We start from the raw sequence: 15,468 nt of genomic DNA, 5'->3' as shown, positions 1-15,468 counted from the left end.
TGAAGGGGGCTTTTTTATCGCTAGTATGAAAAAGAATTGGATTGGAACCTATATCGGCGGGAGGTACCAAATTGAATCCCTGCTAGGACGAGGGGGAATGAGTCATGTTTATTTAGCGGAGGATCTGAAGCTGAAGGGGAAGAAATGGGCGGTCAAAGAAATCTTGCCGGTTGAAGAAGGGACAATGTCCTTCATGGAAGAAGCTGAGATGCTCGCAAAACTTCATCATCCACAGCTGCCGCAATTAGTTGACTATTTTACAACGGATGAAGGGACAGGCTTCTTGGTTATGGATTACATTCAGGGCCCCACCTTGCAAGATCTATTTGATAACACAGGACGAGACTTCCCTTTCACGAAAATCATCGAAATCGCCTTCCAGTTATGTGATTTACTTCATTATTTGCATACTTTTCTCCCTTGCCCGATTATTTACCGGGATCTTAAGCCCTCCAATATTATGTTCAACGAGCAGTCGCAAGTTCGGCTAATTGATTTTGGCGTTGCCAGGCAATTTAAATATGGTAAACAGGGCGATACGATGCAAATGGGAACCATTGGATTTGCTGCTCCAGAGCAATTTATGGGCTTGCAAACGGATGCTCGTTCTGACTTATATTCTTTGGGCGCTATGCTGTATTACTTATTGTCCGGTGGCCAGTTTGCCTATCTCACTCAGCAGCCTTTGGAGCAAATAAATCCTAAGCTGCCTGAAGCTCTAACCTCGACTGTACGATTACTTCTGCAAGAGAATCCTCAGCACCGTTGTCAATCCGCCATGGAAGTGAAAATGAGACTTCGTTCCATCAATCCCGAACCAATGAATGTCATTATAAATCACAATCAAGCCTCCCAGTTGCCGAATGATAGGCTAATTGTGATCGGAGGACTTTTTGCTGGCGTAGGATCGACATTCACGGCCATTTCTTTGGCCAGGATTTTGAACGCGATGCACATCCCGAACGCTCTTGTTGAACAGCCAACCAATGAGCCCGATTTGTACATGCTATTATATGGGGATATGAAAGCGCCGAAGGAGTACAAGTTTGCCGCACATCTAATAACTGCACAGGAGAGGAGCTTAACCCCTTCAGTTTCCTGGGATAACGGTTTAACGACCTGGGTGCCCATTCATCCGGACGGATATCATAGTGCTTGGCAGCCAGCAGATTCCTTTAAACTTCTGCACATGATCAAAAAGCCGATCATCTTTTGGGATGTTTCGACGCATTGGGATCATCCTTCGGTTGAGGAGCTTTGTCATAGTGCTGATGAAATTATTGTTGTTATCGATGCTTCACCTGGTAAATGCAATAGGCCCAGCTCACGTGCGCATTTTGATCGGTTTAATTCCTATAAACAGCGCGGAAAACGAGTGCATTATGTCGCCAACGGCTGCATTCCAGGAATGTTCGAGAAGGAATGGATGGAGTCGGTCCCAACTCCTCCAATATGTGCCTTGCCTGAACTGCCACGGGCTGGAATTATGCGAGCCGTTTGGAAGGGGGAGTGCGTTCAGGATCATCCTGAGGTATTGGAGCAAATCAACAACGCACTATCTCCGCTTTTAAAAGAAATCCTTCCAAGGAGTAGCATGCCTTCCGGCAAAAAAATGAAGGAGAAACCATCATTCTTTTCAAGAATTATGAAGCATAGTTAGATTTCTTGTTTAACTGGAAGATTGTCCAGGAGAGCAGCGTAGCAAAGCAGGACCACAGCAAATAGGGTACTAACAGCCAGGCAGCGAATTTGGAATATGGTATTGTCGCTTGGATTAGCAGGCATGTAGTGATTGCCACCACTGCGGTATCAACAAAAGCCAGTTGTAGGTTTTTAAGTTTAAATTCAAAAATCGTAAAAGTTTGATTAACGATATAGTTGATGAGCAGGATAAGGACATAACTTATGGCGGCTTCCTGAAATCCATCCGTTTTCGTGTAGACGATTGCTACAGATGCTGAGATAAGCGCATACATAATGCCCCATACGATGCCAAATAGCTTAGCCGGAGGCTGCCAATTCGGCTTTTTCAGACTTGCATAATAAGAGAGATCTGCTGGAAATAATACCCCCGAAATTGAGAAAAGCGCGTACGTAATAAGAAATGCAAAAATAAACGTTAACATGAAGACACCTCCATTTGAGTTTGTCCAGTTTGTATTACTATATTACTCGCCTCTGTTAAGTTATAACTAAATTTCACCGAAGTAAAGAGAAGTATGCTATGATGTTGCTTAATAAAATAAGATAGCATGCAAAGGGGAGTTAGACATGGAACAACGGTTTGCCAGAGAATCCAGATGCTTCAAAACATCGCGTATTTTTCCAACTGACGTGAATAATCACAATACGCTTTTTGGCGGAAAGCTGATGTCCTATATCGATGACATTGCTTCAATTGCAGCACATAAACACTGCCGAAGATCCGTAGTAACGGCATCGACAGATTCTGTTGACTTTTTGTATCCGATTCATACATCAGATTCCGTATGTTTAGAGTCATTCGTGACTTGGACAGGGAAAAGCTCGATGGAGGTTTTTGTGAAAGTCGTTACGGAAGATTTGAAAACAGGAGAAAGAAAAATTGCTGCAACTTCTTTTCTGACATTTGTTGCTTTAGACGATAATAAAGTGCCGGTAGAAGTACCGCAGGTAGTTCCGGAAACAGAAGAAGAGACGAAGCTGCATGAGTCGGCACCACAACGGGCAGAAATGAGACGAATTCGCAGAGTTGAAAGTAAAAAGCTGGCTGGATTTTTCACAATGAAATATCCCTGGGAGTAAAAAGGATTGATTTTTCGGTAAAATGTGGTACAATTTGGATAAATTGTTTGAACAAGCGGAAGCACCGCTGATTTTAGAGATTACTTCTCTGAAGTCGGCGCGTGCTTTTTTGTTTTTCAAACGGGTAAAGGAGGATGATGATTGAGCGCTCAAACGACGATTCGCATAGCGATCGTACTGTTGATGATTAGCCTTGTATTAATCGGCAGTGGGGTGTATGCCAAATTTTCATGATCTTTTATGGAGATTAGGAGGTCTGAATGAAGAAAATTCAACTTTATGTACTCGATAATGACGAGGAATATGCGCAGCGACTTGCCGCCTTCATTCGTGCTTCTGAGTTCGCAGAGCGAATACAGGTGAAGTTGTTTTCTAGGCTGGAGTTGATCCTGGAAGTACTTGAGAATCAGGAAGCAGAAGGCGTATTACTAATGTCGGAGGTGTACTATCAGGTTCTCATGAACCGGGCCACTAGGCTCAGCAAAATGATATTAAGTGAAACGATTGCGAACTCCATCGACGCAGAAACTAAGGTGCCGTTCTTATACAGGTTTCAATCGCTGCACCATTTGTTCACGAGACTCCAAGCTTTTTATGACGAAAAACGGAATGAAATGATAAGTCACGGGATGAATAAAGCGTGTATCCTCTCTGTATATAGCTCGAGCGGAAATAGCGGTAAGACGATGACGTCCATTCATCTTGCAAAGCAGCTTTCTTTTCGTGGTGAACGCGTTTTTTATTTAAGTTTGGAATCGGTTAGTTCAGCGTCGCTATGGCTTCAGGGCGAATCAGGTCGATTTTCCCAGCTGATTTACTATATGAAAAGCTCGCCTGACTTACTCGGCCCCAAGCTCCAATTGTTGAAGTCCCATGATCCACGCCTGCGATTTGACTATTTGACTCCACATGATCAGATCAGGGAAATGCAAGAAATTACTGGAGAGCAGATTCGTGTTCTCGTTAACGCCCTCGTTTGCTTGAATGAATATGACTATATTATTTTAGATCTTGAAGCGTCAGTGCATCCACGAATAGTTAAAGGGTTGGAAATCAGCAACCACATTATTTGGCTCGTTCGGGATGATTTGAATGATGTGTATAAAACACAGGCGCTTGTGCAGCAGATGGGCTTCATGCAAAATGTCCATTTTGTTTTGAATAAGTACACAGGTATGCAAACGAATGATTTCTCTAGTCTCGGCAATGAAATCTCCTTTAAGCTTCCTTATATCCCTGAGTGGAAAATCTTAAGAACTACAGATCAGATGTGGGAATCCAGTTTGTTTTCAGAACAGACCTATCAGATGGTCACAGCACTTCATATAGGTATAGGACGTTCTACTTCTAGATCAGAAGGAGCTGTTGCTTCGTGAAGCAGAGTCAATTTGTGGCGTTGAAGCAGCAAATTAAAGAGAAGCTTGATCTTTCAAGCACGATCAGCGATGCCAGTTTAAAGGAGCTCATTGAAGAAGCTGTTTTTTATGCGGCAAGTGAGGAGAAATGGACTTCGAGCGAAATACATGCCTCGGTCAAACGTATTTTCGATTCATTTCGGGGATTGGATCTCTTGCAGCCGTTGATCGATGATCCTTCTGTAACAGAAATTATGGTTAATGGGCATGAGCATATTTTTTTCGAGCGTCAGGGGGCGATTGAGCGATACCCATTCCATTTGGAAAGCGCAGAAAAACTAGAGGATCTTATTCAGATGATCGTTTCAAAAGTGAATAGGATTGTAAATCAATCCACCCCAATCGTTGATGCGCGTCTGCAGGATGGATCAAGGGTAAACATCGTGCTTCCCCCAGCCTCTCTGAGCGGACCTACTTTAACAATACGTAAATTTCCGGAAAAGCCGCTGCTTATGGATGATCTGATTCAAATGGGAAGCATTTCTGCGGAGGCTGCGGAATTGCTCCAGGTGTTGGTAGCGTCTGGGTATAACATCTTTATTGGAGGTGGAACAGGTTCTGGTAAAACAACCTTTCTAAATGCGCTTAGTGCGTGGATTCCTGCACATGAACGCATTATAACAATTGAAGATTCAGCTGAGCTTCAGATACAAACCGTTCCAAATCTGGTCAGAATGGAAACCAGGAATGCCAATACCGAGGGGAGAGGGGAGATTACCATTAGAGACCTCATTCGAGCCTCGCTTCGGATGCGTCCCAATCGGATCATAGTCGGAGAAGTGCGCGGAGCCGAGGCGTTAGATATGTTAGCTGCAATGAATACTGGGCATGACGGCAGCTTAAGTACGGGGCATGGCAATTCTTCGCTTGATATGCTTAGCAGAATGGAGACAATGGTGCTTAGCGGTGCTCCTCTGCCGATAGAGGTTATTCGTAAACAAATCGCTTCAGCGCTTGATGTGATGATCCATATCAGCCGAGTGCGCGATCGAACCCGAAAAGTGACCGAAATTCATGAAGTCATCGGTATGAAGGAAGGTGAGGTTCAACTGCAACCGCTGTTTGTATTCCAGGAAAGAGGGGACGTGTCAGGGGCTAAAGTAACTGGGGAGCTCACTTATACAGGCAACCTACTTCACAATATGCACAAAATACGAATGGCTGGCATGAAGCTGCCCGTTTGGTTCTCAAATAAGGAGGAAGAGCGTGAAGCTGGATGAAGATCCTATTACTTCTCGTCATAACGGGTTCGCTGAGTTGGTTTATGTTGTTGTACTTAGATCGTAGAAAAAGTAAAGACAGAGAATTGAAGAAGGTCAAAATTCCTAATGTTCTACCACCTCGGTCAACCCACGCATTAATTGATTACCAACACTATCATCTGACAGCCCAGCAAAAAGCAACTGCCATTCTTATGCTCGCCTTGCCTGCTTTTATTGTAGGTTACATTTTTTATAAAAGCTTCATTCTCGCTGCTGTAATTTCGGCGGTAGGATTGGTATTTCCTCGCATACGCAAACAACAGCTAATTCAGATTCGCAAAAATAAGTTGTACGTTCAATTCAAACAAGCGCTTAGCTGTCTATCTTCCTCCATGACAGTCGGAAAGTCGATTGAAACCGCATTTCAAGAGACTCTAGAGGATCTAAAGCTTCTATATCCCGATCCTGCCTGCCTGATTGTGATTGAATTTAGTATCATTTGCCGGAAGGTTGAGAACGGCGAGCCTATTGAAGCGGCTTTGAAAAACTTTGCGGATCGAAGTCATTTAGAGGATGTAATCAGCTTTACAGATGTCTTCTTAACTTGTAAACGCACAGGCGGGAATCTCGTGGAGGTAATGAAGCGTACTTCCGCTGTGATCGGAGAAAAGCTTGAAATTACACAGGATATTAACGTGATGATTGCCCAAAAAAGGTTTGAGTCGAGGGTGCTGCTGTTTGCCCCAATCGTAATTGTCGCAGTGCTTGCATTTTCATCACCGGAGTATATGCAGCCTATGTATACGGGAAGCGGCGTTCTCATCATGAGCGGATGCTTATCGATTTTAGGCGGCTGCTATATGCTCACTCAAAAAATCATGAATATAAAGGTGTAGCATGTGGATCACGATAATGTTTATTTTCGAATTGACAGCAATTCTCATCATACTGTTATGGGGTCGCAGTCGGTATGCAGATTGTATTCATGCCTATCCTTTTCCCTTTCGTCTTCAATTCCTATTTCCATTCAGTTATCTGCTTGTTGATCAGCTTAATTTAATGGAAAAATTGCCTGATTTCACATCCAAAATTCACCATAACCTAATTAAGCTTTATGGCAGAAGCTTATCCGCCTATGGGTGTAAATATTTTTATGCGGAACTAATCTCCATAAGTACACTCTGTATCGTTATTGTGACTCTCCTATCGGTCCTTGCAGGTGGGGATGGATCGGTATTGGTTTTTGGGTTGTTCGTTGCTGTCTTGCTTCCCTTGCTGATGGTGCGTGATTTGGATGTGAAAATCCGTAAGAAACAGCTCCTCATGATTACGGAATTACCTGAAGTATTGAGCACAATTGTGCTGCTTGTTAATGCGGGTGAAACCGTCAATCGCGCATGGATTCGCTGCGTTGAGGTTCGTCCACATAAAGCGCAATCGCCGCTGTACAAAGAACTTGCGCAAGCGGTACATGAGCTTGAAATGAATGTCTCATTTTCAAAAGTGATGGAAGACTTCGGCAAGCGCTGTGCGCTCCATGAGGTATCTTTGTTTACTTCAGCGATCCTGCTGAACTATAAAAGAGGAGGAAGTGACTTCGTAACGGCACTTCATTCTCTTTCGCTTGTTCTATGGCAGCGCAGAAAATCTGTTGCCCGAACACTTGGAGAAGAAGCATCCTCTAAGCTGGTATTCCCCATGGTTGTTATTTTTGTTGTCGTCATGGTTATTGTCGCGACCCCGGCAATGTTAATGATGAAATAATAAACGGAGGTTAGAAGAGATGAGTAGCCTATTTGAACGGTTGAAGTCATTTTGGAAAGAAGAAGATGGACTCGGGACTTTAGAGATTTTATTGATCGTTGCTGTGCTTGTTGCGATTGCGATCATCTTCAGAAAGTGGATCGTTTCTTGGTTCCAGAAACTGATTGGGGATGCCAATTCTGATCTCAAAGACAACAGTTCGGTGGCACCTTGCGCACCAAGTCCTACGACAAGCTGTGCGCCATAGATGCAGACCCCGCTTTAGAGAGGGAGAGCAGGGAAGCTTTACGATTGAGGCTTCTCTTGTATTTCCTCTCTTGTTATTTTGTACAATTACACTTCTTTTCGTAAGTTTGTACGCCTATCAAAAAGTATATCTTCAGCAGATCGCTAGAACAGCGGCCGAGCGACTAGCTTTTTCATGGGACAATAGCCATAAAGATTTGGTGACAGGAAATTATCTTCCTGCGGAAACGGACGGCCTATACTTCCGTCTAACACAAAATAACGTGTTAGATTTATTCGGTAGGTTGATGTTAAGTGAAGCAACGGAAATTGAGATTCCTTCCAAGGAAGCTGGGGCGCTTGTAGAGAGAAAGCTAGCTAGAATCTCGTCTTTACTGCCGCAAGGAGTGACGGGTACAGCTAAGTTCTCAAATTATTTACTAGACCAGCAAGTAGAGGTGAGGCTGCAGAAAGCTTTTCATCTGTCTCCGATAATGAGCAGGTGGTTTAGTGCTACTCAGACTGGCGGTAGAGCGGTTTCACATGTAGTAGAACCAGTAGAGCTTATTCGTTTAACGGACATTACGCGGACTTATTTTAAAACAATAAAGGGCCGGATATCACCCCGAAAAGCAAGGGAAGCACTGATAGAACCTACTCAAGATAACCTGGCAGGACCAAGCATAACGATAAAATCGGAACGCCAGGCCGCTTCATATTTGCGATCATTAGTTAGCGGTACAGAAGTCGTTTTGACAACGGAGTCGGGAAAAAACAGGACGGTAGATGCTTTGGATGCGCGCGGCATCGCTCATCAAGCTTTTTACAGTATGACGGAATCTCAGCTTCGTGCGGAGCAAATGCCCAAGGATATCGAACTTCTAAATCAAGGCACACAAGTGAAAGGAGTCGTCTGGCATTTCTTCAAAAAGGATGCCAACGATAAAAGTATGCCCTCTGGCGCATTTCGCAAAGAGCTAGAGCGCAAGGGAATCGTAGTTGTCATTCACAATTAGAATGGGGGAAGTATTTGAGGACATTCGTTCGTTCAGAGAGAGGGGCTGTTTCCGTCTATCTGATTATGATTATCGTTCCGATATTTTTGTTCCAAGCGGTGCTTATTGATTTTGCCAGAGTGAAATTGGCGGAAAAGGAGACAGAATCAGCGGTTAAAGCCGCTGCACGTTCAGTGATGTCATCATTTGATACAGATCTTCAGGCAATGGGCTTGTATGGGTTGGGAATTCCGCAAGAGAAATCGGAGGAAGTTTTTCGTACTGTCTTTGCAAATAATTTTTCAGGACAAGTATCGTCCGGCGCTTTTCATTATGTGGATACAAAACCTGTAGCACCAGGGGGGCGAGTCACGCCAGTATATGCGTTAGCCAGCCATGTCATTTTTGAACGCCAAGTGCTGGAGGATATGAAAATCAAAGCGCCAATTGAATATACCCTTGAGATTACGGACAAATTTCGGAAAACAGGGACGAAGGCGCCTTTCCAGCTTGGAAGCCAGTTTTCCAAGGAAGCAGCAGCGTTAGAGAAGCTTATAGATCAAAGAGAAAACGCGCTCGATGAAGCGTGGCAGAGGACGGAAGAGTTTCATGGCAAAACTAGTTTGTACCACACCTACTATCAATCACGGATAGCAGAATTAGACAATTTAGCCGCTCAAATTGGCATTCATACGGTGGATGAAGTACGCAATGAAATCGTACAGGTGGAAAGTCAAATGAAATCGGTGCAGTCCTCTATAAGAGAGCTGGATATGTCCATTGCTGCGATAAGTCAAGCGGGCAGTAATTTAGCTGGCTTAAGGTCCATAATGGAATCCCGGCAAGCTTTGGGGGAGCAAGTACAAACGCTGTCCCAGAAGTTAAATGAACTCCAAACTTTACTGCAATTAATTATCAAATATGTGGCGCTCCTCGCGGCAACGAAGCTCGAAACTCAGGCAAATGCTAAAGAAATTGGTCGATTACAGCAGTTGATTGAGCCTGCCTTGCGTACCGCAAAGCAGCGAAACGAAGAAATACGCACGAAAGTACAAGGTACTTCCCTCAGCAACTCAGGTAATGGAGCAACCAGTCTGGATGAGGTTTTTCAAAATGTTCCTGTCATGGGGGACGATTACTTTTACAGGTATCAAACAGCTGTGGCCGGTATTTCTGCTTTATTTGCAGCCTTTCAAGATGTGGTTGGCTCCGTACAGTTGTACACGGCAGAAAATACTAGCAAAGCTAATCTAGCTAATGACGCCTATTGGTCAGAGTCCAATTCTTTTTATGGGAAGCAGAGCACGTTAGAGAAATTAAGAATAGAAAAGAACGGCTCCATAACAACAAATAAGAATCAGCAAAGAAATAAGATTCAAGCGATCTTGGATCAAGCGAAACAATCGATCGGTGGTTGCGGAGTCGTGAATGGCAAGATCAGTGATGACTTGCTTTATGACCGGCTTCAAGGGTCTGGGGCACATTCCGCTTCATCAAAAGGTTACTACCAGAAATACCGGGAAGCCAACGCACAGGAAACAACAATTGGTAGTGAAATTGCTTATGATCTTGAGAAGTCAGAGCCAGTAAGCTTGAAGGCAATGGATATGCTTGAGGTTTTTAATAACGCGGCGGAATCCATGCGAAATGAACTCTATGTAAATGAATTTGCTTTGACCAAGTTTAATTTCCGTACCCTTGGATTCGAAAAGGATCAAGCCGGAAATCCGAAGTCTTCAAATGAACGGATAGATCCGAGCACTCACGCACTAGCAAATCAAGAAGTAGAATATTTGCTCTATGGATTTTCGTCGTGTGCAGCGAATATTTCGTCTGCTTACGCAGAAATGTTTGCATTCCGTATGGCAATTCGTACACTCGAAGCGCTGCTAGATACCAAAAAGGAGCTGCTTAATATTGGCTCACCGCTGCTAGTGTTTTTGGCTGCTGCCGCGGAGGGGGCTCATCTTGCTTTTCAAGACATGACAAAACTAGTGAAAGGTGAAGCGGTAGAGTTATCTGAGAAGATTACGATCTCCGCTTTAAGCTTAACTTACAAAGATTATTTACGGATTTTCCTGCTCATGCATAGCAACAACACGAAACTAATGGCCAGAATGCAGGCGCTAATAGAACTGGAAACCGGGAAAGATTTAATGCAAGCAGCGACCTATATACAAGGGAATGCCTATAGCGATGTAAAGCTGTGGTTTATTCCGCAAATGATGAAGTTGTTGGATGGAAGTGGGCTGTTGGGTTGTAAGGTGACAGGTAATCGATGTCAATTTACAAGATCGGCTGCCGTCGCGTATTGAATTGGGAGGGGCTGCATGCGGTATAAGTTTTATCAGGAGCAAAGAGGAGGCATTGTGTTGGAAGCCGCGCTGGTTCTTCCATTTTTCTTTGCCTTTGTTGTTGGTCTTGTCATTTGCATTCAGATAGCATGTCTAGAACTGGCTCTGCAAGCCGGAGTGGCAGAAGCAACGAGATCCATCGCTGGCCAACTGTACCCAGTAAGACTTCTCATGCAAGAAGCTAAATCGAAATTTGATCAAAGTCGTCCGGCAGAAATAATGAATTCGGCTATCAACCGCGTTCAATCAGTCAGAGATCAGGTGGCAAACACGGAAAACCTATCAGACGAGTATGCTGCGTATATACCAGAAACGATGCTGGAACTTGTCAAGTGGGAAAGAGAGAAGCGTTTGCTTGGTGAGGAACTGGTGACAGATGGGAAAAAAAATCTGTATGAGCAGCAAGTGGAGCCCCGTCTGCTTGCTGCGTTTACTCCGATTGTTTATGCTTTTTGCGATCGCTCAACGATTTCGAGCAATAACTTTAAGGTGATTTCCGTAACACTTCCGAGCGTGGAAAATGGAGGGAATGATTTTTTGGGTATCGAGGCGCAAGTTTCTTTTAAGCTTCCGCTTCCGTTTATTAGTCAAACGATCATTCTAAAAAAGCGGGCATTTGAACGTGCTTGGGTTGGTGCCTGACAGCAACTTTCATATGAGGGGGGACTTTAGATTTATTATATTTTTTTGATCTTTATTTCTGTTGCTTTTGTAACAGATGTGCGCAAAGCCATAATCCCTAACAACTTAACAATTTGCGGAGCTTTGACAGGGCTGATGTTCAATTTGTTCATAGATGGCTGGAGCGGGCTTGTTTTTGCGGTTGCGGGAGCAGGCGGTGCATTTATCGCGTTTTTTTTGCTCTATGTCATTGGCGCGCTTGGCGCAGGAGATGTAAAGCTTTTTACGGCGATTGGAGCGATGATGGGGGTCAGTTTTGTGTTTCAATTAATGCTTTATTCCTTACTTATTGCAGGGATAATCGGACTTCTTTTGCTAATCATGCATAAACGAATGTTGGTTACAGGACAGAAGTTAGTTAAATGGCTTTTTTTCATTGTGATCTTACAGGATATGAAAAGCGTAATGGGAATGAAGCATCAAACGAATATTAAGTTTCCTTTTATGTACGCGGTAATACCGGGTGCTGCATTAACTTGGTTTTACTCGTTTATATGAGAAGAGGTGAAAATTCCGTGACGGAAGAAGTATTCGGGCTGCGCTATGAATTTGTGTACCGCCATGGCCATTATATGAGTTTATTTAAAGACGAGGGGGAAGGGCTGACAGCAGAAGCTCTTTCGACTTTACAAGTTAAAATGCTTGAAGCTAACACGATCCCCAAACTGCTGCCACTGGAGATTCAAGAGGTGGATTTTCGAATCAAATTGCTTTATCGTTTAGCGGCTAAACGGATGCTGGCCCAAGTGATAAGGGTTGAGGGACTTTCAAAGTTGCATTTTGCCAAACTCATGTATGCAATTGTTTGCGCATTAGAGGAAAGTAAAAATTACATGCTGCATGAAACAGGATTCGTATTGAGAGATAATTTTATTTTTATCGGCGCTGATTGGTCCGATGTATTTTTAACATATGTACCAATGATGGAAAGCTGCGAGGAAGAGGATGTTATTACTTCACTAAAAGGATTAATCAGGCAGATTGCAGTTAACATTATAGACGATGAAAAGAAAGAATTGGAAACGTACTTAGATTCAATGCTGCTCATTCAAAGTTTACAAGAGCTAAAAGCGAATTTGCGTGAACTTATGGATGGGAAGTCTAATGTTCAGGAAGGTTTGCCAAAACCGCTATGGAAACAAAACACGTTGAACCAATCGACTAGTTTAAAAAGTCCGTTAGACGAGACTTCGTTATTACATAATCCAATTGTGGAAGTCCATACAGCAAACACTAGTCAAAGGATCTCATTTACACCGCTTCCTCAAAAATCGCAGACGCTTGTACTTGCTAGTGGTATTTTGGCAGCTGCGTTTCTATGGCAGAATTATGTTTCTTTCCCTTCTACTAGTAAGCTGCATTTAACATTAGGAATGACAATTTTGCTAGTGGACATATGGTTTGTTTCAAAATTTCTTGGGTTACCGCGATATCAACACGACGAAGCCAAACGGCAAGTATCAACCTCCTATCATGCGGAAAGTCAAAGTGAAAATAAAAGCGATGTTATTCCTGAACTTCAAGATAAATCTGTAGACATTCAGTCCCATTATCAAAATTTACATATGCATACAACTTTAATTCAAAATAAAGAGCACAATGCCACTGTTTTTCTTGGGAATCTAAAGAACAAAACACAAGGGCCTAGGCTTGAACTGCAAGTTCAAGGTACCTCAAAATCAGTGCTAATTCTTAATGACCCTTTTACAATTGGTAGAGGAGATACGCATATAAAGGTAGATTGTGTTTTGGACGAAGCGGGAGTTTCCAGAGTACATGCTGAAATCACAAAAAGTGACGGAGGTTATGAGCTGAAGGATGCGGGCTCCACGAACGGAACCTGTCTCAATGGAGAGCCGCTCGTTACCTATCAGCCTTATTTGTTAAAAGATGGAGACGAGATCAGGATACTTCGGCAAGAGATGATATTTCGATATTGAAAATTTAACTATTTCCTGTCTAGCTCTAGCAGTGGTATAATAAGAAGTCACGAGTAAGTGCGATTTTTTAACAGACAGGAGTTCAGATTTTTAAATGAGTCTTTTGACGATAGAGGATTTAAGCCACAGCTTTGGAGATCGTACATTATTCAAAAATGTATCTTTCCGACTGCTGGCGGGCGAGCGTGTTGGCATTGTTGGAGCAAATGGTGTAGGTAAGTCTACATTAATGAATATACTGACCGGCAAACTTTTGAAAGATACAGGCAAAGTAGAATGGACGCCTAGAGTTAAATACGGGTATTTGGATCAGCACTCGGTGCTAACGCCAGGCAAAACGATTCGCGATATTTTACGTGACGCGTTTCTTCCTCTTTTTGAAGAAGAGAAAGAGATGATGGCGATTACCGACAAGATGGCGGATGCCACCCCGGAAGAATTGGAAGTACTCCTTGAGCAGATGGGCGAGATTCAAGAGCGTTTGGACATCGGCGGTTTCTATATGCTGGACGTGAAAATCGAAGAGATGGCTAATGGGCTTGGCCTTAGCGTAATTGGTCTTGACCGTGACGTGACATCTCTGAGCGGTGGACAACGGACGAAAGTTCTTCTGGCTAAATTGCTCTTGGAGAAGCCAACCGTACTGCTCTTGGACGAGCCTACGAACTATTTGGACGTGGAACATATCGAATGGTTGAAAATGTATCTCAAAGATTACCCGTTTGCGTTTATGCTGATTTCCCATGACACGGAATTTATGAATGAAGTCGTTAACGTGATCTATCATTTGGAGTTTACGAAGTTGACTCGTTATACGGCGAATTATGAGAAATTTCTTGATATGGCGGAAATGAACAAATCACAGCATATTGACGCCTATGAGAAGCAGCAGGAGTACATCAAAAAGCAGGAAGACTTTATTGCGCGCAATAAAGCCCGTGCCTCGACTTCTACACGCGCCAAAAGCCGTCAGAAGCAGCTTGAGAAAGTTGAGCGAATCGAACGTCCGGAAACTGCGATGAAGCCAACGTTCGTATTCAAGGAATCTCGCACAAGTGGTAGAATCGTATTTGAGGCAGAAAATTTGGAAATCGGGTACGATCGTCCGTTATTGCCGAAGATGAATGTGACGATTGAACGCGGTGAGAAAATTGCCATTGTCGGCTGTAATGGAGTAGGGAAATCTACGCTGCTTAAGACGATTCTTGGGAAAATTGATCCTTTCAGCGGTAAAACGTATCAAGGCGATTACTTAAGCCCTGCGTACTTTGAACAAGAGGTCAAAGCACCAAATATGACGCCGATTGATGATGTATGGAATGAGTTCTCTTCGATGACTCAAAACGAAGTCCGAGGAGCTCTCGCACGGTGCGGCTTGAAGAATGAGCACATCACCCGCGCCATGAGCATGCTCAGCGGGGGAGAGCAAGCCAAAGTTAGGCTTTGCAAGCTGCTGATGAGAGAAAGCAACTGGTTATTGTTCGATGAGCCTACGAACCATTTGGACGTAGTTGCCAAAGAAGAGCTGCAAAGAGCGTTGATCGCGTATAAAGGAACTGTTTTGCTTGTTTGCCACGAACCGGAATTTTATGAAGGTTGGGTAACAAGAGTTTGGAACGTAGAAGAATGGTCTGCCAAAGCAAAAGTAACCAATTAGGGGGAAATGTCCAATGTTAACTCATGTTGTGTTTTTTAAGCTCAAAGATCGTAGTCCTGAAGCCGTAGAAGTAACAAAAGCGGTTCTTACGAACATGGAAGGCAAAATCCCGGTACTTCGCCATATCGAAGTTGGTACGGATATTCTTCATTTGGAACGTTCGTATGATATTGCGTTGATTACTAAATTTGATTCTCTAGAAGATCTAAAGGTATATGACACGCATCCTATTCATGAAGAAGTGAAGGCGCATATGAAGACAGTTCTTGACGGTACTTCTATTTGCGTTGATTTTGTAAGCTAATTGCGTTTGAAAAACACACGGGAACAGTGTAGTATCCTTAGAAGGGGTTAGCAAAGCGGATTTTGCCGCTTGCGCAGCTAAAATTCCTAGGCTGCACTGTTTTTTGTGCGTTTATAGGAAAACTATTAATTTATAGAAAAGGGAGGA

15 protein-coding genes and 1 pseudogene are annotated in these 15,468 nt (G+C 43.4%); 15 read left to right on the top strand and 1 reads right to left on the bottom strand.

The window, feature by feature from the left end:
- Positions 1–25 precede the first annotated feature (25 nt).
- Positions 26–1,660, top strand: coding sequence for a serine/threonine protein kinase (locus tag J2Z65_RS04745; protein ID WP_205300911.1), 1,635 nt, complete (start codon positions 26–28; stop codon positions 1,658–1,660).
- Here J2Z65_RS04745 and J2Z65_RS04740 read toward each other — a convergent pair.
- Complete coding sequence (locus J2Z65_RS04740; protein WP_167054119.1) at positions 1,644–2,126, bottom strand: TspO/MBR family protein; 483 nt, start codon at positions 2,124–2,126, stop codon at positions 1,644–1,646. The two genes, J2Z65_RS04745 and J2Z65_RS04740, sit on opposite strands and share 17 nt — an antisense overlap.
- Before the next feature lie 145 nt (positions 2,127–2,271).
- On the opposite strand from J2Z65_RS04740, the gene J2Z65_RS04735 reads away from it, so the two are divergent.
- From J2Z65_RS04735 to J2Z65_RS04675, 14 genes and pseudogenes are all read left to right on the top strand, one after another.
- A complete protein-coding gene (locus tag J2Z65_RS04735; RefSeq protein WP_167054121.1) occupies positions 2,272–2,784 on the top strand; it encodes an acyl-CoA thioesterase in 513 nt (170 codons plus the stop codon).
- Between the two features lie 260 nt (positions 2,785–3,044).
- Positions 3,045–4,160: a nucleotide-binding protein gene (locus tag J2Z65_RS04730; RefSeq protein ID WP_209855772.1), complete on the top strand. Its 1,116-nt coding sequence runs from the start codon at positions 3,045–3,047 to the stop codon at positions 4,158–4,160.
- Entirely contained in the window at positions 4,157–5,419 is a 1,263-nt protein-coding gene (locus tag J2Z65_RS04725; protein WP_167054126.1) for an ATPase, T2SS/T4P/T4SS family, read from the top strand. The genes J2Z65_RS04730 and J2Z65_RS04725 overlap by 4 nt, the downstream gene beginning before the upstream one ends.
- Entirely contained in the window at positions 5,416–6,297 is an 882-nt protein-coding gene (locus tag J2Z65_RS04720) for a type II secretion system F family protein (protein ID WP_167054128.1), read from the top strand. The genes J2Z65_RS04725 and J2Z65_RS04720 overlap by 4 nt, the downstream gene beginning before the upstream one ends.
- Positions 6,298–6,637: 340 nt before the next feature.
- Positions 6,638–7,165 carry a type II secretion system F family protein gene (locus J2Z65_RS04715; RefSeq protein ID WP_167054130.1) on the top strand — a complete coding sequence of 176 codons (528 nt, stop codon included), beginning with the start codon at positions 6,638–6,640 and terminating at the stop codon, positions 7,163–7,165.
- 19 nt (positions 7,166–7,184) lie between these two features.
- On the top strand, positions 7,185–7,412 hold the full coding sequence (locus J2Z65_RS04710) for a Flp1 family type IVb pilin (RefSeq protein ID WP_167054132.1): 228 nt from the start codon (positions 7,185–7,187) through the stop codon (positions 7,410–7,412).
- Positions 7,336–7,557 (top strand): annotated as a pseudogene (locus J2Z65_RS36060) (TadE/TadG family type IV pilus assembly protein); the annotation flags it as partial. The gene J2Z65_RS04710 and the pseudogene J2Z65_RS36060, both read left to right, overlap by 77 nt.
- Before the next feature lie 141 nt (positions 7,558–7,698).
- The gene (locus J2Z65_RS04705; RefSeq protein ID WP_244999138.1) at positions 7,699–8,406 is read left to right on the top strand and encodes a hypothetical protein; all 708 of its coding nucleotides are present in this window, start codon (positions 7,699–7,701) and stop codon (positions 8,404–8,406) included.
- A 14-nt stretch (positions 8,407–8,420) separates the two neighbouring features.
- Positions 8,421–10,700 carry a hypothetical protein gene (locus J2Z65_RS04700; RefSeq protein WP_209855769.1) on the top strand — a complete coding sequence of 760 codons (2,280 nt, stop codon included), beginning with the start codon at positions 8,421–8,423 and terminating at the stop codon, positions 10,698–10,700.
- A 15-nt stretch (positions 10,701–10,715) separates the two neighbouring features.
- Complete coding sequence (locus J2Z65_RS04695; RefSeq protein ID WP_167054140.1) at positions 10,716–11,381, top strand: TadE/TadG family type IV pilus assembly protein; 666 nt, start codon at positions 10,716–10,718, stop codon at positions 11,379–11,381.
- A 45-nt stretch (positions 11,382–11,426) separates the two neighbouring features.
- The gene (locus tag J2Z65_RS04690; protein ID WP_193580786.1) at positions 11,427–11,918 is read left to right on the top strand and encodes an A24 family peptidase; all 492 of its coding nucleotides are present in this window, start codon (positions 11,427–11,429) and stop codon (positions 11,916–11,918) included.
- Between the two features lie 17 nt (positions 11,919–11,935).
- The gene (locus J2Z65_RS04685; protein ID WP_167054142.1) at positions 11,936–13,360 is read left to right on the top strand and encodes a DUF6382 domain-containing protein; all 1,425 of its coding nucleotides are present in this window, start codon (positions 11,936–11,938) and stop codon (positions 13,358–13,360) included.
- Positions 13,361–13,454: 94 nt separating this feature from the next.
- Complete coding sequence (locus tag J2Z65_RS04680) at positions 13,455–15,017, top strand: ABC-F family ATP-binding cassette domain-containing protein (RefSeq protein ID WP_167054144.1); 1,563 nt, start codon at positions 13,455–13,457, stop codon at positions 15,015–15,017.
- A gap of 13 nt (positions 15,018–15,030) precedes the next feature.
- On the top strand, positions 15,031–15,321 hold the full coding sequence (locus J2Z65_RS04675) for a Dabb family protein (protein WP_167054146.1): 291 nt from the start codon (positions 15,031–15,033) through the stop codon (positions 15,319–15,321).
- The last annotated feature ends 147 nt before the right edge of the window (positions 15,322–15,468 follow it).

Origin of the sequence: Paenibacillus aceris (assembly GCF_017874035.1) — a bacterium.
GTDB lineage: Bacteria > Bacillota > Bacilli > Paenibacillales > NBRC-103111 > Paenibacillus_E > Paenibacillus_E aceris.
Note: the sequence above shows the minus strand (reverse complement) of the source record. Positions and strands in the feature narration are given on the sequence as shown.

Coding starts and splice junctions, on each gene's coding strand:
- J2Z65_RS04745 (WP_205300911.1), top strand. CDS start 26: ATGAAAAAGAATTGGATTGGAACCTATATCGGCGGGAGGTACCAAATT.
- J2Z65_RS04740 (WP_167054119.1), bottom strand. CDS start 2,126: ATGTTAACGTTTATTTTTGCATTTCTTATTACGTACGCGCTTTTCTCA.
- J2Z65_RS04735 (WP_167054121.1), top strand. CDS start 2,272: ATGGAACAACGGTTTGCCAGAGAATCCAGATGCTTCAAAACATCGCGT.
- J2Z65_RS04730 (WP_209855772.1), top strand. CDS start 3,045: ATGAAGAAAATTCAACTTTATGTACTCGATAATGACGAGGAATATGCG.
- J2Z65_RS04720 (WP_167054128.1), top strand. CDS start 5,416: ATGAAGATCCTATTACTTCTCGTCATAACGGGTTCGCTGAGTTGGTTT.
- J2Z65_RS04710 (WP_167054132.1), top strand. CDS start 7,185: ATGAGTAGCCTATTTGAACGGTTGAAGTCATTTTGGAAAGAAGAAGAT.
- J2Z65_RS04705 (WP_244999138.1), top strand. CDS start 7,699: ATGTTAAGTGAAGCAACGGAAATTGAGATTCCTTCCAAGGAAGCTGGG.
- J2Z65_RS04695 (WP_167054140.1), top strand. CDS start 10,716: ATGCGGTATAAGTTTTATCAGGAGCAAAGAGGAGGCATTGTGTTGGAA.
- J2Z65_RS04680 (WP_167054144.1), top strand. CDS start 13,455: ATGAGTCTTTTGACGATAGAGGATTTAAGCCACAGCTTTGGAGATCGT.
- J2Z65_RS04675 (WP_167054146.1), top strand. CDS start 15,031: ATGTTAACTCATGTTGTGTTTTTTAAGCTCAAAGATCGTAGTCCTGAA.